Here is a 20626-nt window from a genome sequence, read left to right as displayed (position 1 = left end):
ACAACAAAGGACGACTGATGAAAACCGCTCTGATTCTCGGCGCGTCTCGCGGCATCGGCCACGAATTCGTGCGTCAATATGCGCGCGACGGCTGGCGCGTGCTCGCCACCGCGCGCGACAAAGCCGCCCTCTCCGCGCTCGATGCGCTGGGCGCGCAGACCTTTTCGCTCGACGTCACGCAGCCGGAGCAGATCGCCGCGCTCGCGTGGCAGCTCGACGAAGAGCGGCTCGATGCGGCGATCATCGTGTCCGGTGTCTACGGCCCGCGCACCGAAGGCGTCGAGACCATCAGCGCCGAGGACTTCGACCACGTCATGCACACTAACGTGCGCGGCCCGATGCAACTGATGCCCGTGCTGCTGCCGCTCGTCGATGCCGCGCAGGGCGTGCTCGCCGTCGTGTCGAGCAAGATGGGCAGCATCGGCGAGGCGAGCGGCACGACCGGCTGGCTGTATCGCGCGAGCAAGGCGGCGCTCAACTCGGCGCTGAAGGTAGCATCGGTGCAGTCGCGACATTCCGCGTGCCTCGCGCTGCATCCGGGCTGGGTGCGCACGGAGATGGGCGGACCGTCCGCGGCCATCGACGTGGCGCGCAGCGTCACCGGCATGCGCGCCGTCATTGCAGAGGCGCACGCGCTGCGCGACGAGTACAACGGCCGCTTCATTCAGTACGACGGCACGCGGCTCGACTGGTGAGCCGCGCCATGACAAGGAGAATCGGGAAGTGACTTATCACGTGCACGGCGTGGCAGCGTCCGGCAACTGCTACAAGGTGCGGCTCGCGCTCGAACAACTGAACTTGCCCTATGTCTGGCATGAAGTCGATATGATGCAGGGCGCGACGCGCACCGACGCCTTCCGCAAGCTGAACCCGAACGGCAAGGTGCCGGTGCTTGTCATCGACGAAGCGACGACGCTCTCCGAATCCGACGCCATTCTCTGCTATCTCGCCGAAGGCTCCGCGCTGCTTCCGAACGATCGCCTTGAACGCGCGCAAGTGCTGCAATGGATGTTCTTCGAGCAGTACAGCCACGAGCCGTATGTCGCGGTGGCGCGCTTCATCCGCGAGTTTCTCAAGCAGCCCGACGATCCGCGTCTGCCCGAAAAGACCGCCGGTTCGTATCGCGCGCTCGACGTGATGGAGCAGCATCTCGCGGCGCGCACGTTCCTTGTCGGCGAGCGCTACACGGTGGCCGACATCGCGCTCTACGCCTACACGCATGTGGCCGACGAAGCGGGTCTCGATCTGTCGCGCTATCCGGCCATTCGCGCGTGGCTGGATCGCGTGCGCGATGAGCCGGGCCATGTCGAGATGCCGGGAGTCGACGCATGAAGCCGGTCGAGTGTCCATGCGGCGGCGCGTCGCCGTCGCAGCGCCCGAACGCGCGCGCGCCGCGCTATGCGGACTGCTGCGGCCGCTTCATCGAAGGTGGCGCTTTTCCGGCGAACGCGATCGAACTCATGCGCTCGCGCTACACGGCCTATGTGCTCGGCGACACCGCCTATCTGCGCGCGACATGGGACGCGAAAACCTGTCCGCCCGATCTCGACGCGTCCGGCGACGGCACGCGCTGGCTCGGCTTGCAGATCAAACGGCACACGGTCATCGACGGCAATCGCGAAGAAGTCGAATTCGTCGCGCGATTTAAAGTCGGCGGGCGCGCGCATCGGCTGCACGAAGCGAGCCGTTTCACGCGCAATTCCGAAAGCCACTGGATTTATATCGACGGCGACACCATCGAAAAGTAAATCGTCACTTAAAATAAGACGGTATTTATTTCCTGAACTTCTCCTTTCAGATTAAGCTGTTACGGGGTTTCCTTTATTGTGCAGTGCAATTTTGAACGGGTAATCTGTGTTTGCGTCAGGGCGCTGTCATTCACGCGCCCGGCCCAATGCGGCAACCCGTTTTTTCCAGTCTGAAGCCATTTGTCATGCCTTTTCGAGGCATGACTCCAACGCCCGGCATTCGACACTGCTCATCTCAGCAGCGCGGCCAGCTTGTGACTTCAACCGGCGATTTCGGAACCGCGTCATATCAAGACATTGATTCGAGTGCGGTCGGAGTTCACGGATGGCGATCAGAACCTGGTTGGTCGGATGCAGCATGGCGTGCTCGCTCGCGGCGTCGTTCGTCGCGTCCGTCGTCCACGCCGAACCGATCGGCGGCATCCGCCAATCCGAGGGGCTCACGGCACCCGTCTTCAGCCAGATTCCGGATGCGCTCGACGCGCGGCTGCCGGTCGTCGCGAATGGCCTGAACGAAACGGTCATCGAGGTGCCGGAAGACGACATCGCGCTCGAAACCACCGTCTTCAAGCCGGACGGCGCGGGCCCGTTCCCGATGATCGTCTTCAATCACGGCAAGCTCCCCGGGGATTCGCACGCGCAGCCGCGCAACCGGCCGGTCGCGCTCGCGCGCGAGTTCGTGCGTCACGGCTATGTCGTCGTGGTGCCGAACCGCCGCGGCTTCGCGGGCTCCGGCGGCGACTATGCGGGCCACGGCTGCAACGTCGAAGCCAACGGTTTTGCCCAGGCGCGCGATGTCGCCGCGACCGTCGAGTACATGAGCGCGCAGCCTTACATCGACAAGACGCATATCGTGGTCGCGGGCACGTCGCACGGCGGGCTGACGACCATCGCCTACGGCGCGCGCGATGCGCTCGCCGCGCCGGGCGTGCGCGGTCTCATCAATTTCTCGGGCGGCTTGCGGCAGGACGAATGCGCGGGCTGGCAGAAGAATCTCGTCGATGCCTTCGGCGCGTATGGCGAAAATGTCCGCCTGCCGTCGCTGTGGCTGTACGGCGATAACGATTCGGTCTGGCCGGGCGATCTCGCGTCGCAGATGTACACGGCTTTCGTCTCGCACGGCGCGCGGTCGAACATGATCGACTTCGGCAACTACAAGAACGACGCGCACCGTCTGGTGGGCGATCGCGACGGCGTGCAAATCTGGTGGCCGCGCGTGAAGGCGTTTCTCGCGCAAGTCGGCATGCCGACCGCCGTGCAGTACGAGGTCGCGGAGCCGCACGCGCCGAACGCCACGGATTTCGCGAGCCTCGACGCCGTGCAGTCCGTGCCGTTCGTCGATGAAGCCGGCCGCGCCGGGTATCGCAATTTCCTGAGCCAGTATTCGAGCCGCGCGTTCGCCGTCTCCGACTCGGGCGCGTGGTCGTGGGCCGAAGGCGGCGACGATCCGATGGCGGTGGCCATTGCCGGTTGCCAGAAGCAGAGCAGCGACCCGTGCAGGCTTTACGCGGTCGATAACGCGGTGGTCTGGAAGAACAACAGCGCGGACACGCAGACGGCCTCGCGCTGAACGCGCAGGTCACGCTTCGAACGACGCCGGCCGCTGCGCCGGCGTTTTTGCATCTTACGACGGCGATCCTACGATTAGCCGTCGCGTTCAGCGAAGTTGCGGGCGAAAGCGCGTTTTCGCACTTTGGATGCGCGCGGCTGCAATGTCCAAAAGGTGGGCGAAAAGCGAAGGCCGCGCGCATTTTCGGGATAATTGGAGCGTGCGAAAGTCTCGCGCAGTTTCCTCGAAAAGCGCAGGCCGCCGCGCCTGCCCGATGTGCCGGCTCGCGTTCGCGCGGGCCTGGGAGCCGTTTTGAACACAGAAGCCAATCAAGACTGGGTCGCGCGTTCGCTCGCCGCCGTGTGGCACCCGTGTACCCAGATGAAGCATCACGAGCGCATGCCGCTCGTACCGATCGCACGCGGCAAGGGCGCGTGGCTCTACGATCCGGCGGGCAACCGCTATCTCGACGCCATCAGTTCGTGGTGGGTCAATCTTTTCGGCCACGCGAATCCCGACATCAACCGCGCGCTCAAGGATCAGCTCGACACGCTCGAACACGCGATGCTCGCGGGCTGCACGCACGCGAGCGCCGTCGAACTGGCGGAGCGTCTTTCCGCGCTCACGCAGAAGACGCTCGGCCACGCGTTCTTCGCGTCGGACGGCGCTTCGGCGGTCGAGATCGCGCTGAAGATGAGCTTTCACTTCTGGCGCAATCGCGGCCAGAGCGAGAAGCGCGAATTCGCGTGTCTCGCGAACAGCTATCACGGCGAGACCATCGGCGCGCTCGGCGTGACGGACGTCGCGCTCTTCAAGGACGCTTACGATCCGCTGATTCGCCACGCGCATGTGGTCGCATCGCCGGCGTCGGCGGGCGTGGACGAGGCGATCGAAGCGATGCGCGCGCTGTTCACCGAACGCGCGGCGCATCTTGCCGCCGTGATCGTCGAGCCGCTCGTGCAGTGCGCGGCCGGCATGGCGATGTACGACGCGTCGTATCTCACGCGCCTGCGCGCGCTGTGCGACGAGTTCGGCGTGCATCTGATCGCCGATGAAATCGCGGTCGGCTGTGGGCGCACCGGCACCTTCTTCGCGTGCGAGCAGGCGGGCGTGTGGCCGGACTTCGTGTGCCTGTCGAAGGGCATCAGCGGCGGCTATCTGCCGCTTTCGCTCGTGCTCACGCGCGATGCAATCTACGCCGCCTTCTACGACGACGACATCACGCGCGGCTTTCTGCATTCGCATTCGTACACGGGCAATCCGCTCGCGTGCCGCGCCGCGCTCGCGACGCTCGACTTGTTCGAAAGCGCGAACGTGCTCGCCGAAAACCGGTGCAAGTCGGCGCTGCTGCGCGAAGCGTTGCATCCGCTCGCGAAGCACGCGCGCACGCGCAACTTCCGCGAGCGCGGCACGATCTTCGCATTCGATGTCGATACCGAAGATGCCGCGTTCTCGCGCCGCTTTTTCGCAAACGCGTTGCAGCGAGAACTGCTGATGCGTCCCATCGGCAAGACGGTGTACATGATGCCGCCGTACATTCTCTCCGACGACGAACTCGCGCTGCTGGCGCACCGCACGCTCGATACGCTCGACGCCACGCTCGCGGAGTGCGCCGCATGAACGACACCACGCAGGCGCTTTTCGACACGCTGAAACAAGGGCTCGCCGATATCGACGCACGCGGACTGCGCCGCCGTCGCAGGATCATCGACGGCGCGAATTCGGCGCATATGACCGTCGATGGCCGCGCGATGATCGGCTTCGCGAGCAACGACTATCTCGGCCTCGCGGCGCACGAAGCGATCCGCGCGGCGCTCGCCGAAGGCGCTGCGCTTTACGGCGCGGGCAGCGGCGGTTCGCATCTGCTCGGCGGTCATTCGCGCGCTCATGCTCGACTCGAAGACGATCTGGCCGCGTTCTCGGGCGGCTTCGTCGACGATCCTCGGGCGCTCTACTTCAGCACCGGCTACATGGCGAATCTCGCCGTGCTCACGACGCTGGCCGGGCGCGGCACGCTCGTGTTCTCGGACGCGCTGAATCACGCTTCGCTGATCGACGGCGCGCGGCTTTCCCGCGCGCAAACGCAGATTTATCCGCACGCGGACCTCGCCGCGCTCGACGCCATGCTGGACGCCTCGCGCGACGAGACCGCGACGAAACTCATCGTCACCGACACGGTCTTCAGCATGGACGGCGACATTGCGCCGCTCGCGGGTCTCGTCGAACTGGCGCAGAAGTACGGCGCGTGGCTCGTCGTCGACGACGCGCACGGCTTCGGCGTGCTCGGCCCGCAAGGTCGCGGCGCGCTCGCGCACTTCGCGCTGCGCTCGCCGCATCTCGTCTATGTGGGCACGCTCGGGAAGGCGGCGGGCGTGGCGGGCGCGTTCGTCGCTGCGCACGCCACCGTCATCGAATGGCTCGTGCAGCGCGCGCGTCCGTATATCTTCACGACGGCTTCGCCGCCTGCGGTCGCGCATGCGGTGTCGGCGAGTATCCGTATCATTGCGGGCGATGAAGGCGACGCGCGCCGCGCGCATCTCGCCACGCTCATCGACATCACGCGCGCCATGCTGAAGCGCACGCGCTGGCTTCCGGTGGATTCGGAGACCGCAGTGCAGCCGCTCGTGATCGGCGGCAACGACGAAACGCTCGCCATCGCCGCCGCGCTCGACGCGCACGGACTTTGGGTGCCCGCCATTCGACCGCCGACGGTTCCGTCGGGCACGTCGCGCCTGCGCATTTCGCTTTCCGCCGCGCATAGCCGCGAAGACCTCGACCGTCTCGACCACGCTTTGAACACGCTATGACCGCTCTATCCCTTTTCGTCGCCGGCACCGATACGGAGATCGGCAAGACCTTCGTCTCCTGCGCGCTGCTGCACGGCTTGGCGCGCGCCGGGCTTCGCGCCGCCGCGATGAAGCCGATCGCCTCCGGCGCCGTCATGCGCAATGGCATGCTGCACAACGAAGACGCCGATCAACTGGACGCCGCCGCAACGGTCGCGCTGCCGCCCGACACGCGCACGCCGTTCATGATGCGCGAGCCGATCGCGCCGCATATCGCGGCGGCGCGCGAAGGCATCGCGCTGGATATCGGGCGCATCGTGGACGCGCACCGCGCGGCTTCGACGCTCGCGGATATCGTCGTGGTGGAAGGCGTCGGCGGCTTTCGCGTGCCGCTCGACGAGACGCACGACACCGCCGATCTCGCCATTGCGCTGAACGTGCCGGTGGTGCTCGTCGTCGGCATGCGGCTCGGCTGCATCAGCCATGCGCTTCTGACCGCCGAAGCGATTGCTGCGCGCGGGCTGACGCTCGCGGGCTGGGTGGCCAATCGCGTCGATCCGAATATGCTGTATCCCGACGAAAACATCGCCACGCTCAAGCAACGCATCGCCGCGCCGCTTCTGGGCGTGATTCCGCATCTCACGTCGCGCGATGCGGCGCCCGCCGCCGATCACCTCGACGTGCACACGCTGCTCGACACGCTTCATCTCAAGGACTGAACTCACATGACGCAGACTCTCACTGCCGGCACCGCTCAACCCGCTCATTCGCACGCGCAAACGCCGACGCAAGCGCCCGCGCGCTGGCGCGTCGCCGATGTCGTCGCGCTCTACGAACTGCCGTTCAACGACTTGCTGTATCGTGCGCAGACGGTGCATCGCGAGCACTTCGATCCGAATGCCGTACAGCTTTCCACGCTGTTGTCGATCAAGACGGGCGGCTGCGAGGAAGATTGCGCGTACTGCCCGCAGTCCGTGCATCACGATACGGGCGTGAAGGCCGACAAGCTGATGGAAGTCGATGCCGTGCTGAAGGCCGCCGAAACCGCGAAGGCCAACGGCGCGACGCGCTTTTGCATGGGCGCGGCGTGGCGCAATCCGAAGGACCGCCATCTGGAGCCGATCAAGGAAATGATTCGCGGCGTGAAGGCGATGGGCCTCGAAACGTGCGTGACGCTCGGCATGCTGGAGTCGCATCAGGCGCAGGCATTGCGCGATGCGGGCCTCGATTACTACAACCACAACCTCGACACGTCGCCGGAGTTCTACGGGCAGATCATCTCGACGCGCACGTATCAGGACCGCCTCGATACGCTGGAGCACGTGCGCGATGCGGGCATCAACGTGTGTTGCGGCGGGATCGTGGGCATGGGCGAATCGCGTCGCGAGCGCGCGGGTCTCATTTCGCAACTCGCGAACATGGAGCCGTATCCGGAGTCGGTGCCGATCAACAATCTCGTGCAGGTGGCGGGCACGCCGCTGACCGGCACCGAGGCGCTCGATCCGTTCGAGTTCGTGCGCACGATCGCGGTGGCGCGCATCACGATGCCGAAGGCGATGGTGCGTTTGTCAGCGGGCCGCGAGCAGATGGACGAGGCGTTGCAGGCGCTTTGCTTCGCGGCGGGCGCGAATTCGATCTTCTACGGCGATCAACTGTTGACGACGAGTAATCCGCAGGCGGAAGCGGACCGGAAGCTTATCGAGCGGCTGGGAATGCGGGCGGAAGCGGCGCACGAAACGGCGGCGCGGCACTGCGGGGATTGAGCGTTAAGCGCGGGGCTTGTGTCGGTGGTCGCGAGCCCAGCGAGGGTCATCTTCTAACGGCGGCGATGTGCTCGACGTATCGCCGTCGCCGCAAGTCTCTGTCTTTCAACCACGTCGGCCGCTGCGCATTGAAGAATCTCGTCATAGTTTGTCGATTTCGGCATGCGTCGACCGGCGTCCACTTGAAGTTCCACGCTGCTCTCGTATCCTAACGCTTTCACTCGAACGAGAATCGAGCATAGCGACAGTGGGTGCTGAAAACCAAGGATAACGAAACAACGTTGGTGGAAATTGGCCACGAATATGCGGCAGGTTGTGGCCGGTCTACGCAGCGTCTTCCGATCCTTCATTTGCGCGCCGACCCTTCAACCACTCTCGAAAAATGATCCAACATTGAAGCGTTCATTTCTGGCCAAAGGTGACCGGGCGGGAGATGCCGTCATCACCCAAGGCCTCGCTACCGTTACGTGTTCCAACCCGCCCCCGCGCGTAGAAATCGCAACGCTCGGCATGAGCACATACTGCAATGCCTGCAAGCGAGCAGGCTTTATCGCGCCGCGCGGGCCCCGGCATGCCGGAACGGGGCCCAACGGCAAGCAATGGGCGCTGAGCGGCGACATCAACGTCTGTGGATGCAGTCCCGCGCCGGTGTTCTACGCCGAGCGAAACATGTCCATGAGTTTCACTGCGGAAGAATCCGCCACGCTGGCAGAAAACGACGCCAGTTCGCCCGGTAGTGGCCCGACGTCAGATTACAGCGAACAAGTGCTCGCCGCGAGCGCTCGGGGTTCGCTTATCGGTTATCCGTATGTCATAGAGACATCGGCGGGCGCGGTCTACAGCGGGCGCATTGAGTTTGCCGGCTTATTACCGCGCATATTCACGGATGACGTAACGAGCTATACGGTTCATTGGGGCGACGATGCCTTGGCTCATGAGGGATGGACGTGATGCCGAACGGAAAAACCATCGTACGAACGAACAACACGCCGGGCTCCGTTAAGGAAGTGCCGCTCAGGTCCGTCACATTTGCGGAACTGTGGGCTAACTACCCAAGTGGTGATCCGTACGACAATCCAGCCTATGACAACCAATGCGCCATTCGCATGAGCGTGACGCTCCAACGCGTCGGGATCGGCATGAAGTCCTTCTCGGAGAGACTCGTTCGGCCGGTGTCCGGTGGGAAGCTCGGGCGCATCTTGCTCAATGGGAAGCCGACTGCTACCCGGGCCGATGAATTGGCGCAATGGCTCCAGCTCCAGCCATTCGCCGGTCTGCCAAGGGCCGAGGACATTACCGGGGCGGACTGGGAGAAAAGAGTCGAAGGTCGCACGGGTATCATCGAGTTCTCGCGATACTGGGCGCGCGACGGCGAAAGCACGGCTAACGCTAGCGGCGGTCACATTGATCTCTGGAATGGCAGCCGACTCACCATCTCCAGCGGCGAAGGCCTTCTGGGCGTTATCGGCCGGCGAGTCGGAATAGCGAGTGCGCACATTCCCTGGACAAACGTAGGTTACTCCGACCTCGGCAGGGCTAAGGCCATTCTCTTCTGGGAGATCAAGTGAAGCGGCTGGCGGTCGGCGTTGTCGGATTTTGCTACGGCCTCTTTATCACGTGGATATGCCTAGTCGCATTGAGCCATATTGATTGGCTTCGCGCGCCGCAACCTGTGGCGCATGGATGCAATGAACTGGGACAGTGTCCGCTAGCCTGGTACAACTGGCCCATGCTGTATGTGTTCATCTTCGGCCCGGCCACTTTGGGCGCAACGCTGAACGCTTACGCCTGGCGTAGGTGGAGCGTCAAGCGTTGGTCTTACCATGCGCTATCGCTGACAGGCGTGATCGTTGCCCTTTACTTTTTTAGCGGCATGTTTACTCAATAGGCAGCGTAGTGCTGCGAAACGCTCACTTCCAGGCGATAAAAGGCTCTCACCCGGAAGTGCTCGATCACTTCGCGCCTCAGGAGAAATGGAGCGCAGCGCGGCTTGCACCGCATCTACTTTTTGTCGGCGACGACCTGATCAAACGTACCGCCGTCCGCAAAATGCGTCTGCTGCGCCTTCTGCCAGTTCCCGAACACCTGCTCCACCGTAAACGTCTTCAGCGGCTTGAATTCGCTCGCGTGCTTCGCGAGCACGTCCGCATTACGCGGCCGCAAATGATGCTGCGCGATGATCTCCTGAGCTTGCGGCGTGTACAAGAAGTCGAGATACGCCTGCGCCTCCTTGCGCGTGCCGCGCTTGTCCACCACCTTATCGACGATCGAAACCGGCGGCTCCGCCAGCAAGCTCGACGACGGATACACCGCGTCGAAGTCCTTCGCGCCCGCACCCGCTTCGATCAGCCCCACTTCGTTCTCGAACGTCACGAGCACATCGCCGATGCCGCGCTGCGTGAACGTCGTCGTCGCGCCGCGCCCGCCGGTGTCGAGCACCGGCACGTTCGCGAAGATCGCCTTCTCGAAGTCCTGCGCCTGCGCGTCGGTCGCGCCCTGCTGTTTCTTGTAGCCCCACGCGGCGAGATAGGTGTAGCGTCCGTTACCCGATGTCTTCGGATTCGCGATGATTGCCTGCACGCCCGGCCGCGCAAGATCGCTCCAGTCCTTGATGTGCTTCGGGTTGCCGTGGCGCACGAGGAAGACCATCGTCGTGGTGTACGGCGCGCTGCCGTTCGGCAGTCGGGTGCGCCAGTTCGCCGGCACGAGTTGCCCGCGCTCCGCGAGCAGGTCGATGTCGTTCGGCTGATTCATCGTCACGACGTCCGCCTGCAAGCCCTGCATCACCGACAGCGCCTGCGCGCTCGACGCGCCATGCGACTGCCTCACCGAAACCGTCTCGCCGGTCCGCTTCTTGTAGTCCGCGACGAAGGCCGCGTCGATGTCCTTGTATAGCTCGCGCGTTACGTCGTAGGAGACGTTGAGCAGCGTAGTGTCCGCGTGCGCGACGCCCGTCGCCATGATCAATGTCGCGAGCGCGACTTGCCTGAATGCCGCCATGAGTTCCCCGTCAAAAAAAGCGAAAGGCCGCTCGCAGGCGGCCATGTATGTTATCGGATGCGCTTAAGCAGCATCAGCCATACGCATGTTCAAGCGGCAACCGCTCGCGCTCGCCGTTCGCCTCGGGCGGCGCGTAATGCGAGAGGGTATCGACGAGATACTTCGCGTGCGGCCACGGACCGAATCCCGCCGCCGTGTTGATGTGCCCGGCATCGCCGAAATTCACGAACGCGCTGCCCAGATGCTGCGCGAGATCGCGCGCCCGGTCGACCGGCATCCACGGATCCGTCTCGCTGCCGACCACGATCGACGGCACAGCAAGTCGCTGTGGCTCGAACCGGCCCGCGAGCCGGAACTTGTCCGGGCTCGCCGGCGCCACCAGCAACACGCCGGTCACGCGAGAGAGCGCGCGGCTGCGCGCACGCCTGAACGCATGCGCGACCGCGAGACAGCCGAAGCTGTGCGCGGCGAGCACCACAGGCCGCTGCAAGGCGTCGAGCCGCGCTTCGACGGCGCTCGCCCACTCGTCGAGATGCGGCGCGTCCCAATCGGCCTGCTCGACGCGCGATGCCTCCACGTATTGCCGCTCCAGCCAGCTCTGCCAGTGCGCGCCTTCGCTGCCGTGCAGTCCGGGCACGGTCACGAGCACCGGCCGCCGGAAAGGTTCGTCGTTCATGTTCATGCATGCCTCGCGCTGCGTCGGGTTCAGGCGTCATTCTCGCGTGATGCAGGGCGGCCGCGAACGATTCAATCGTCATTTGGTTATTCGCAGCCGCGCGCCGAGCGCGCCGTCACCGTAAAATGATCCGAATCGTCACAGGGAGGCACCATGTCCGATCTACCCGATGAATCCGCCGGCCGCTTCGAGCACGCGGACCATTCCAGGACGCAACGCACGCTGCAGCCGTTCCATCTCGCCTTCCCCGTCACCAGTCTCGAGAACGCCCGCGCGTTCTACGGCGAATTGCTCGGCTGTCCCGAAGGACGCAGTTCGCCGGAGTGGGTCGATTTCGATTTCTTCGGGCATCAACTGGTCGCGCATCTTTCGCCCGACGAGGCGCGCCCCGCCCCGAAGAACGCCGTCGATGGCGACGCCGTGCCGGTGCGCCACTTCGGCGTCGTGCTCTCGATGGGCGACTGGCACGCGCTCGCCGAGCGCCTGAAGGGCGTGGGGACGACGTTCATCATCGAGCCGCATATCCGCTTCAAGGGCGAAGTGGGCGAGCAGGCGACAATGTTCTTCCTCGACCCGTGCGGCAACGCGCTCGAATTCAAGGCGTTCAACGACATCGGCCAGTTGTTCGCCAAGTGAGCCGCATGAAGATCATCTTCTACGAGCAACACACCGACACCGACGCCTGGCTGCGCGACTTCGCGCGCGAACTGCCCGAAGCGGACGTGCGCGTCTGGCAACCGGGCGACACCGCGCACGCCGACTATGCGGTTGTGTGGCGCGCGCCGCGCGAGCTCTTCGCCGATCGTCCGGATCTGAAGGCCGTGTTCAATCTCGGCGCGGGCGTCGATGCCATTCTGGATGTTGAACGCAAGGAGCCGGGCACGCTGCCGCCCAACGCCATGCTCGTGCGTCTGGAAGACACCGGCATGGCGCAGCAGATGGTCGAATACGCGACCTATGCCGTGCTGCGCTTCATGCGCCGCTTCGACGAATACGACGAGCAGCAACGCGAAGGCCGCTGGCAGAAACTGCCGCAGCATGCGCGCAAGACCTTCACGGTCGGCGTGCTGGGCTTGGGCGTGCTCGGCGCTGAAGTGGCGCGTTCGCTCGTCGGTCTGGGCGTGCCGGTGCGCGGCTACAGCCGCACGCCGAAGGACATCGCAGGCGTCGCGGTCTATGCCGGCCCTGAGCAATTCGATGCCTTTCTCGACGGCGCGAAGGTGCTCATCAACCTGCTGCCGCATACGCCGGATACAGAAGGCATCCTGAATGCTCGCGCGTTCGGCAGGCTCGCGCGCGGCGCGTATCTGGTGAACGTGGCGCGCGGCCCGCATGTCGTCGACGCCGACCTGCTCGCCGCGCTCGACAGCGGGCAGTTGTCCCACGCGATGCTCGACGTGTTCCATGCCGAGCCGCTGCCCGCCGATCATCCGTTCTGGCGGCATTCGCGCGTCAGCGTCACGCCGCACATATCGGCGGAGACGTTGCGCGAGGAAAGCGTCGTGCAGATCGCCGCGAAGATCCGGGCGCTCGCGCGCGGCGAAGCAATCAGCGGCGTCGTGGATTTCAAGCGCGGTTATTGATTCGCGCGAGGGCTTATAACGGAGACAGCCATGCTTCCCACCAAAGTAAAAATCGTCGAAGTCGGACCGCGCGACGGTCTGCAGAACGAGAAGGAATTCGTCTCGACGGAAACGAAGATCGAGCTCGTGAACCGGCTCGCGCGCGCGGGCGTCGTGAATGTCGAGGCGACATCGTTCGTATCCGCGAAGTGGGTGCCGCAAATGGCCGACGCCGCCGCCGTGATGGCCCGCATCGAGCGCCGGCCGGGCACGATCTACTCCGTTCTCACGCCGAACATGCGCGGCTTCGAAGGCGCGCTCGAAGCCAAGGCCGACGAGGTCGTGATCTTCGGCGCGGCGAGCGAGGCGTTCTCGCAGAAGAACATCAATTGCAGCATTGCGGAGAGCATCGCGCGTTTCGAGCCGGTCGCGCAAGCCGCGAAGGAAGCCGGCATGCGGCTGCGCGCGAGCATTTCGTGCGCGCTCGGCTGCCCGTATCAAGGCGAAGTAAGCGTGGCGTCCGTGGTGGATGTGGTCGAGCGGATGAAGGCGCTCGGCTGCGACGAAATCGACATCGCCGATACCATCGGCGTCGCCACGCCGAAGCGCACGCGCGAGGTGGTCGCGGCGGCATCGAAGGTGTTTCCGCGCGAGCGTCTGTCCGGCCACTTCCACGATACGTACGGCCAGGCCATCGGCAACATCTATGCGGCGCTGCTCGAAGGCATCGAGATTTTTCATGCGTCCGTCGCGGGGCTCGGCGGCTGTCCGTACGCGAAGGGCGCGACGGGCAATGTGGCGACCGAAGACGTCGTGTATCTGATGAACGGGCTCGGCATCGAGACCGGCGTGAATCTCGATGAACTTGTCGAGATTGGCGACTTCATTTCCCGCGCAATCGGCAAGCCGAGCGCCTCGCGCGCCGGCCGCGCGTTGCTCGCGAAGAAAAAGAGCGGCGAAGTCTGCGTCTAAGCGTGTCACGAAGAGAAACTCCATGATCGAACCGACTCCTATCGAAGCCCTGCCCGATTCCGCGCGCCGCGTCGCATTGCTGTTGCAGGAACGCGGTCATCCGCATCCGGTCGTGATGCTGCCCGAGACCGGGAAGACATCGGCGGAAGCGGCGGCCGGGCTCGACTGCGCGGTCGCGCAAATCGCCAAGTCGATTCTTTTCCGCCGCCGCGAAGACGATGCGCCCGTGCTCGTGATCGCGAGCGGCGCGAATCGCGTGGACGAAGCGAAAGTCGCGGCGCGCGTCGGCGCACTCGCCCGCGCCGATGCGAAGTTCGTGCGAGAAAAGACCGGCTACGCGATCGGCGGCGTGTGCCCGATCGGGCATGCGGTCGAGCCCGTGACGCTGATCGATGAAGACCTGCTCGCGCTCGGCAGCCTGTGGGCCGCGGCCGGGCATCCGCATGCGGTCTTCAACCTGTCGCCGCGAGAGCTGATCGATCTGACGGGCGCGCCGGTCGCCGATGTCGCGCTGCGCGAGACGGCGGCCCAATGAACGGCGTGCCGTCGCCGTGCGTCGACGTCTGCCGCATGAACGCGCAAACAGGTTTCTGCGATGGCTGCTTTCGCACCATCGACGAGATCGCCGAATGGAGCGCCTATGACGACGCCGCGAAACGCAGCGTGCTCGCGCGCATCCCGAGCCGGCGGCAAGGCGCGCGCGTCGTGATGCTGGGCGAATCGTTCGACGCGACGCTCGCACTGCCGGCCGATTCCATCCGCCAGTTCGCGACGCTCGTCAACGACACGAACCCGCTGCATCACGACGAAGCCTACGCGCGCGCGAGCCGCTTCGGCGCGCTGATCGCGTCCGGCACGCAGCCGACCGCGCATCTCATGGCGATGATCGCCGACCACTTCGCGCGATACGCACAGCCGCTCGGCCTCGAATTCGGCATCAAACTGACGCGCGCCGTGAAGGCGGGCGACGTGCTCACCATGCGCTGGCGGGTCATCGAAGCTATGTGGAAAGCGAGCCTCGGCGGCGACCTGACGAAGCTCGAAGGCGGCGCCCGGAATCAACTCGGCGAAACCGTGATGAAGGCGACGGCGACCATCGTCGTCATGCCGAAGGAGACCGCGCCTTGAACGCGCTACCCGACTCCATGACCGTCTTCGAGCGCGGCTGGCTCTCGTCGAACAATGTGCTGTTCGTCGACGACGAAGGCGCGGCGCTCGTCGATACGGGCTACGTCTCCCATGCGCCGCAAACGTTGTCGCTGGTCCGACAGAAGCTGGGCGCGCGTGAGCTCGATCTGATCGTCAATACGCATCTGCACTCGGACCATTGCGGCGGCAACGCGCTGCTCCAGCAAACGTATGCGTGCGACACGCTGATCCCCGCGAGCGAGGCCGACGCCGTGCGCGAATGGAACGAGCACGCGCTCAGTTTCAACGCCACCGCTCAGCGGTGCGACCGCTTCGCTTTCACGGGCACCATTGCGCCGGGCGGCACGCTCAGGCTCGGCGGACTCGCATGGTCGGTGCTCGGCGCGCCGGGACATGACCCGCACTCGCTGATGCTCTACTGCGCCGAGACGCGCGTGCTCATCAGCGCCGACGCGCTGTGGGAGAACGGCTTCGGCGTGATCTTTCCGGAGCTCGAAGGCGCAAGCGGTTTCGCCGAAGAACGCGCGGTGCTCGATCTCATCGCGCGGCTCGACGTTGGTCTCGTGATTCCCGGCCACGGCGCGCCGTTCACGGATGTGGCGCGCGCGCTCGATGTCGCCTCGTCACGGCTCGACTACTTGCAGGCCGATCCTGCCCGCAACGCAAAGAACGCGCTGAAGGTGCTGATCGTCTTCAAGCTGATGGAAGTGCGCGCCATGAGCTTCGACGCGCTCTTCGCGACCACCGCAACGGCGCGCGCCATGCGCGCCGCCGCGAATGCGCTTGCCGCGCCGGGCGAGCGCCGCGCGTTGCTGGAGCGAATCGTCGGGGAACTCGCGCAGGCGGGCGCGGTGAAGGTGAACGCGGGCGTGGTGGCCGTCGCGTAGAAAACGCGGGCAAAAAGAAAGCCGCTTGTCAGCTACGGCAAGCGGCGAACATAGACGTGATCAACGTCGAATCGATCGTAACCCGACGATATACCCCGTGCATCGGTGCTTTCCCTACAGATGGTTGACGCTTCGTCGTCAAGCCGCGGTGTCGAAGAACGCCAGCATCTCTTCGATCAACGCATCCGGCTGCTCCTCCGGAATGTAATGCCCGCACGGCAGCGCGCGGCCGCTCACGTCGCGGGCCACGCGCCGCCATTCGGCGAGCGCGTCGAAGCATCGCTCGATCACGCCTTCTTCGCCCCACAGCACGCGCAACGGACACGCGATCTTGAGCCCGCGCTCGCGATCGGCGCGATCGTGTTCCAGGTCGATGCTCGCGGACGCGCGATAGTCCTCGCACATGGCGTAGACCGCGCCCGGCTGCGCGAGCGCATCGCGGTACGCCTGCAACGCATGCGGCGCGAACGGCGCAAGGCCCGCGTGGCGATTGCCCATCACGCGGTCGATATACGCGTTCGGATTGCCGCCGACCAGCAGTTCCGGCAGCGGCGACGGCTGAATGAGCAAGAACCAGTGGAAATACGCGGTCGCGAACTCGCGGTCGGTCGCTTCGTACATGGCGAGCGTCGGCGCAATGTCGAGCAGCATCAAGCGATCGACGACGCCGGGAAAGTCCATCGCCATGCGATGCGCGACGCGCGCGCCGCGATCGTGCGCGCACACGAGAAAGCGCTCGTAGCCGAAGTGCCGCATGACGGCGACCTGATCGGCGGCCATCGCGCGCTTCGAATAAGGCGCATGCTGGTCGTCGCTCTCGGGTTTCGCCGACGCGCCGTAGCCGCGCAGATCCGTCGCGATCACCGTGAAGTGGCGCGCAAGAACGTCGGCGCACTTGTGCCAGATTTCGTGCGTCTGCGGATGGCCGTGCAGGAGCAGAAGCGGCGGACCGTTGCCGCCCTTCACGCCCGCGATAGCGACGCCTGCGGCGTCGACGCAAAACGGCTCGTAGCCTGCGAAAGACATGTGGGTTCTTGTTGTTGTCGGTGTGCAGGTCATTGTAGGCGTGGCGCTTCGAATGCTCACCCGTGCAACGCCCGAATTGCCTGAAAACCGAGGATTCACTCGGATTTGCCTCCATGCACAGCAAGCTCGCGCTGCCTATAATCGAACGATCGTTCCTATTCATCGCTTCGAGGCATGCTTGAGCTTGCGTCGAACGAGATGACACATCAGGAGACTCGTCTCATGGCCCTACCCGCCGTCCTGCAGAATCTCGCGCTTCCCGTCATCGGCTCGCCGATGTTCATCGTCAGTTACCCCGAACTCGTGCTCGCGCAGTGCAAGGCGGGAATCGTCGGATCGTTTCCCGCGCTGAACGCGCGGCCGGCCGAATTGCTCGACGAATGGCTCACGCAGATTCAGGCGTCGCTCGCCGAGCACAAGGCGGCGAATCCCGATGCCGTCGTGGGACCGATCGCGGTGAATCAAATCGTGCATCAGTCCAACGCGCGGCTAGAGCATGACGTGCGCGTGTGCGTCGAGCACAAGGTGCCGATCTTCATCACGAGCCTGCGGGCGCCGGTCAAGGAGATGATCGACGCCGTGCATTCGTATGGCGGCATCGTTCTGCACGACGTCATCAATCTGCGGCACGCGCAAAAGGCGCTCGAAGCGGGCGTCGACGGGCTCATTCTCGTCGCGGCGGGCGCGGGCGGGCACGCGGGCACCACGTCGCCGTTCGCGCTCGTCGGCGAAGTGCGGCGCATCTTCGATGGACCGATCGTGCTGTCGGGTTCGATCGCCAACGGCGGCTCGATTCTCGCCGCGCAGGCGATGGGCGCGGACCTCGCGTACATGGGCACGCGCTTCATCGCGACGCGCGAGGCGCATGCGCTCGACAGCTACAAGCAGGCGATCGTCGATTCGAGCGCGGCGGACATCGTTTACACGAATCTCTTCACCGGCGTGCACGGCAACTACATTCGCCGGAGCATCCTGAACGCGGGGCTCGATCCGGACGCGCTGCCCGAATCCGACAAGACCGCGATGAATTTCGGCGATGGCGCTTCCACCAAGGCGAAGGCGTGGAAAGATATCTGGGGCGCGGGTCAGGGCGTCGGCCTGATGCACGACACGCCGAGCGTCGCCGAACTGGTTGCGCGGCTGAAAGAGGAGTATGAGGAGGCGAAGAGGCGGCTGGCGATTCGTTGATCCGCCGCGTCTGGCGTCGCCTGCAAAAAAACACCGCGCACTCGGCGCGGTGTTTTCGTTTGCGGCTCGGCGCTTCGCTCAGAACTTCGCGCGGATGCCGACGCCGAACGTGTCGCCCGAGGACATGCCGGTGTACTTGTCGTTCAGGTACGCGGCATAGACGTCGGTGCGCTTCGAGAGCGGATAGTCGTAGCCGACCGCCCAGCTCTTGTGCGTCTGATCGAGACCGCCGTTGCTGCGCGAGTACGCGTACGACGCCATTACCGTGCCGGGGCCGACCGGCACCGTCACGCCGCCCTGACCCGTGTTGACGTGGAACGAGGTCGGTTCGATGTCGTTCTTCGTGTACATGTACTGCGCGAAGAACTTCACGTACTTCATGTCGAACGACGCGCCCAGTTGCCCGACGCTCTGGCTCTTGAAGCCCGGCGTGGTGAACGCATTGGACGTCGGCAGGTCGCCCGGCGTGTTGTTGAAGTTCACGTACTGATAGACGCCGGTCGCCGCGAACGGGCCGTGGAAGTACAGGAACTGCGCGCTGTACTTCTTCGAGCGGTTGTCGCCGGCGCTGTTGCCGAATGCGTACATCGCGCTGCCCGAGAGGCCGTTGAAGTCAGGCGTCGTGTACTGCACGGCGTTGTTCCAGCCGGAGTCGCCCGTCACGCCCTGATCCGTCGTGTAGGTCGGGAACGTGCCCTGGCCGAGGAACACGTGATAGACCATCGGCGAGAACACATACGAATCGACGAACGGGTTGAACAGGATCGTCGAGACGAAGAGTTGCGTGGTCAGGCGGCCAGCGGTGAACGTACCGATCGGACCTTGAATGCCGACATACGAGTTGCGGGCGAAGAACGTGTCCCCGTCGAAGCGGCCGTAGCGACCGTTCTGAGCGCGGAAGAAGCTCTCGAGCGTGAAGATCGCCTTGTAGCCGTTGCCCAGATCTTCGGCGCCCTTCATGCCCCAGTACGACGTCGACATGCCGCCGCCGCTGACGTTCCACGCCCGCTGGCCGCCGGGAAACTTGGTGGCGCCGACCCATTCGTCGACCTGGCCGTACAGCGACACGCTCGATTGCGCGTGAGCAGCGCCCGCGGCGAAAAAGCCGATCATCGCTGCGACTGCGGTGGCCCTGACCGCTGCTTTCAGCGTGTTGCGCGGCGCACGGTTGACGGTTGGCATCTTGAACTCTCCTGTCTTTGTCGAAAATTAAAAGCGTGGCGGGCGAGGAACCTGGGGCTCACCTCGTCTGACCGGCGTAATGGGCTTCTGACGAGAGGCATCGCGTGTGGAGCGGCACCATCTTTACGGACCATTTCTCCGGTCAAAAATCTTTATCGTTATTGCGGGTATAGCGTTTCGAGTACTCCGTCATGCGAGCGTCGTTCGCGACGCTCATGCTTCTCGCACGCCGCCCGCATCGCACCGCTGCGAACCACGCGATGCGACCCACCGGAAAGCAGGCGCGGCGCGCCTTCCGACGCGATGAAAGGAGTTTCGAAACAAAGAGAAGCGCGCAATGAACCGAAGGCCGCATTGTCCTTGCGCGGAAAAAAGAGGGGAACGTCTGACAGGAAAAGTGACGCCCTATTGTGGTGAGATTACGTCACCGTGACATGCGGGCTGGACGCGCCAATTGTTTTTCGTTAACCAGGACGAAACAACACGAAACATCGGGCCGCGCGATCGGGAGACGCGCGTTGGCGGGCGGGCCGCTCAGTTGCGGAAGTTCGACGCGGCAGGCGCGCGGCCGTCGTCCGACGGGCGGCCCTGCGGACGGGGCACGTTGCGTTCTTCGTTGTAGCGCGTGATGTCCGCGCGAATGGAGCCTGTGCCGTGAAACGCCGCAGCCTGCTCGCCGCGCGGCGTCGGGCGCATCTCGGCGCTTACGGGCGTGAGCCCCTCCTTGGCGGCGATCGGCGTGGCATGCAGCGACTGGCGGCTCGCAGGCGAGTCCTCGAAAACGGCCGACGACAGCCATTCGACGCGCGGCCCCGCGAGCGCGAGCGATCCTGCCGCCGCGAGCCCGATGAGCGCGGTGGAAGCGAGAAACCGAGTCGTCTTGCGAAAGCCTGTGAGCGCCATGTCAGAACTGCCTGCATCCAGCACGAGTATTCATCCGCTCAGCGCAGCCATAGCCGCCTACGGAGGCGCGAGCCGTCATCGATATCTGCAAACCTACCGACGAGGACGATGAGCGCATCGCCCGACCAGCGCATCCAATAATTTATTAACCTTCGCGCGAGCCGTCGAGCCAAAAAGTGTTAGGCCCGCGCGATGGTTGTAACACCATGTTACGTCAGAGTTTTTTCGCTTCGCC

Annotated in this window: 22 protein-coding genes; 17 read left to right on the top strand and 5 right to left on the bottom strand. The window is 64.6% G+C overall.

Translation table 11 applies throughout. The features are described from left to right. Positions 1-17 precede the first annotated feature (17 nt). The 10 genes from NCR37_RS00595 to NCR37_RS00550 all read left to right on the top strand — a co-directional run bounded on the left by NCR37_RS00595 (position 18) and on the right by NCR37_RS00550 (position 9414). Positions 18-695, top strand: a complete 678-nt coding sequence (locus NCR37_RS00595) for an SDR family oxidoreductase (protein ID WP_250471043.1) — start codon at positions 18-20, stop codon at positions 693-695. A 28-nt stretch (positions 696-723) separates the two neighbouring features. After that, positions 724-1332 (top strand): glutathione S-transferase family protein, encoded by a 609-nt coding sequence (locus NCR37_RS00590; protein WP_250471042.1) that lies wholly within the window; start codon positions 724-726, stop codon positions 1330-1332. Then, complete coding sequence (locus NCR37_RS00585) at positions 1329-1748, top strand: YchJ family protein (RefSeq protein ID WP_250471041.1); 420 nt, start codon at positions 1329-1331, stop codon at positions 1746-1748. The genes NCR37_RS00590 and NCR37_RS00585 overlap by 4 nt, the downstream gene beginning before the upstream one ends. 325 nt (positions 1749-2073) lie before the next feature. Beyond that, complete coding sequence (locus tag NCR37_RS00580; RefSeq protein WP_250471040.1) at positions 2074-3318, top strand: dienelactone hydrolase family protein; 1245 nt, start codon at positions 2074-2076, stop codon at positions 3316-3318. A gap of 291 nt (positions 3319-3609) precedes the next feature. Further along, positions 3610-4917 carry an adenosylmethionine--8-amino-7-oxononanoate transaminase gene (locus NCR37_RS00575; RefSeq protein WP_250471039.1) on the top strand — a complete coding sequence of 436 codons (1308 nt, stop codon included), beginning with the start codon at positions 3610-3612 and terminating at the stop codon, positions 4915-4917. Further along, a complete protein-coding gene (gene bioF, locus NCR37_RS00570; protein ID WP_250471038.1) occupies positions 4914-6104 on the top strand; it encodes an 8-amino-7-oxononanoate synthase in 1191 nt (396 codons plus the stop codon). Before NCR37_RS00575 ends, bioF begins: the two co-directional genes overlap by 4 nt. Beyond that, positions 6101-6802 carry a dethiobiotin synthase gene (bioD, locus tag NCR37_RS00565; protein WP_250471037.1) on the top strand — a complete coding sequence of 234 codons (702 nt, stop codon included), beginning with the start codon at positions 6101-6103 and terminating at the stop codon, positions 6800-6802. Before bioF ends, bioD begins: the two co-directional genes overlap by 4 nt. A 6-nt stretch (positions 6803-6808) precedes the next feature. Further along, entirely contained in the window at positions 6809-7846 is a 1038-nt protein-coding gene (bioB, locus tag NCR37_RS00560) for a biotin synthase BioB (RefSeq protein WP_250471036.1), read from the top strand. Positions 7847-8239: 393 nt separating this feature from the next. After that, positions 8240-8797 (top strand): PAAR domain-containing protein, encoded by a 558-nt coding sequence (locus tag NCR37_RS00555; protein WP_250471035.1) that lies wholly within the window; start codon positions 8240-8242, stop codon positions 8795-8797. After that, the gene (locus NCR37_RS00550; RefSeq protein ID WP_250471088.1) at positions 8797-9414 is read left to right on the top strand and encodes a type VI secretion system amidase effector protein Tae4; all 618 of its coding nucleotides are present in this window, start codon (positions 8797-8799) and stop codon (positions 9412-9414) included. The genes NCR37_RS00555 and NCR37_RS00550 overlap by 1 nt, the downstream gene beginning before the upstream one ends. Before the next feature lie 433 nt (positions 9415-9847). On the opposite strand, the gene NCR37_RS00545 is transcribed toward NCR37_RS00550, so the two are convergent. Next, positions 9848-10846 (bottom strand): sulfate ABC transporter substrate-binding protein, encoded by a 999-nt coding sequence (locus NCR37_RS00545; RefSeq protein ID WP_250471034.1) that lies wholly within the window; start codon positions 10844-10846, stop codon positions 9848-9850. 73 nt (positions 10847-10919) lie between these two features. Further along, complete coding sequence (locus NCR37_RS00540; protein WP_250471033.1) at positions 10920-11522, bottom strand: RBBP9/YdeN family alpha/beta hydrolase; 603 nt, start codon at positions 11520-11522, stop codon at positions 10920-10922. A gap of 153 nt (positions 11523-11675) precedes the next feature. Between NCR37_RS00540 and NCR37_RS00535 the strand changes: the two genes are divergently transcribed. Genes NCR37_RS00535 through NCR37_RS00510 form a run of 6 tightly spaced genes read left to right on the top strand, consistent with a single transcriptional unit; the run spans position 11676 to position 16092 of the window. Beyond that, positions 11676-12158 (top strand): VOC family protein, encoded by a 483-nt coding sequence (locus NCR37_RS00535; protein WP_250471032.1) that lies wholly within the window; start codon positions 11676-11678, stop codon positions 12156-12158. 5 nt (positions 12159-12163) lie between these two features. Beyond that, on the top strand, positions 12164-13105 hold the full coding sequence (locus NCR37_RS00530) for a 2-hydroxyacid dehydrogenase (RefSeq protein ID WP_250471031.1): 942 nt from the start codon (positions 12164-12166) through the stop codon (positions 13103-13105). Positions 13106-13135: 30 nt separating this feature from the next. Beyond that, entirely contained in the window at positions 13136-14056 is a 921-nt protein-coding gene (locus NCR37_RS00525) for a hydroxymethylglutaryl-CoA lyase (RefSeq protein WP_250471030.1), read from the top strand. A gap of 22 nt (positions 14057-14078) precedes the next feature. Beyond that, complete coding sequence (locus tag NCR37_RS00520) at positions 14079-14591, top strand: YbaK/EbsC family protein (protein WP_250471029.1); 513 nt, start codon at positions 14079-14081, stop codon at positions 14589-14591. 35 nt (positions 14592-14626) lie between these two features. Continuing rightward, entirely contained in the window at positions 14627-15184 is a 558-nt protein-coding gene (locus tag NCR37_RS00515; protein WP_250471028.1) for a DUF1289 domain-containing protein, read from the top strand. Continuing rightward, positions 15181-16092, top strand: a complete 912-nt coding sequence (locus NCR37_RS00510; RefSeq protein WP_250471027.1) for an MBL fold metallo-hydrolase — start codon at positions 15181-15183, stop codon at positions 16090-16092. Before NCR37_RS00515 ends, NCR37_RS00510 begins: the two co-directional genes overlap by 4 nt. A 138-nt stretch (positions 16093-16230) precedes the next feature. Here NCR37_RS00510 and NCR37_RS00505 read toward each other — a convergent pair whose 3' ends face one another. Then, positions 16231-17118: an alpha/beta fold hydrolase gene (locus tag NCR37_RS00505; RefSeq protein WP_250471026.1), complete on the bottom strand. Its 888-nt coding sequence runs from the start codon at positions 17116-17118 to the stop codon at positions 16231-16233. A gap of 222 nt (positions 17119-17340) precedes the next feature. Between NCR37_RS00505 and NCR37_RS00500 the strand changes: the two genes are divergently transcribed. Further along, the gene (locus NCR37_RS00500) at positions 17341-18306 is read left to right on the top strand and encodes an NAD(P)H-dependent flavin oxidoreductase (protein ID WP_250471025.1); all 966 of its coding nucleotides are present in this window, start codon (positions 17341-17343) and stop codon (positions 18304-18306) included. 78 nt (positions 18307-18384) lie between these two features. Here the strand turns inward: NCR37_RS00500 and NCR37_RS00495 are convergent, their stop codons facing one another. Then, positions 18385-19488, bottom strand: coding sequence for a porin (locus NCR37_RS00495; RefSeq protein WP_250471024.1), 1104 nt, complete (start codon positions 19486-19488; stop codon positions 18385-18387). Between the two features lie 534 nt (positions 19489-20022). After that, positions 20023-20391: a hypothetical protein gene (locus NCR37_RS00490; RefSeq protein ID WP_250471023.1), complete on the bottom strand. Its 369-nt coding sequence runs from the start codon at positions 20389-20391 to the stop codon at positions 20023-20025. Positions 20392-20626 lie beyond the last annotated feature (235 nt).

This window comes from Caballeronia sp. GAFFF1 (assembly GCF_023630705.1).
Lineage (GTDB): Bacteria > Pseudomonadota > Gammaproteobacteria > Burkholderiales > Burkholderiaceae > Caballeronia.
This window is presented reverse-complemented; position numbering and strand designations above follow the sequence as displayed.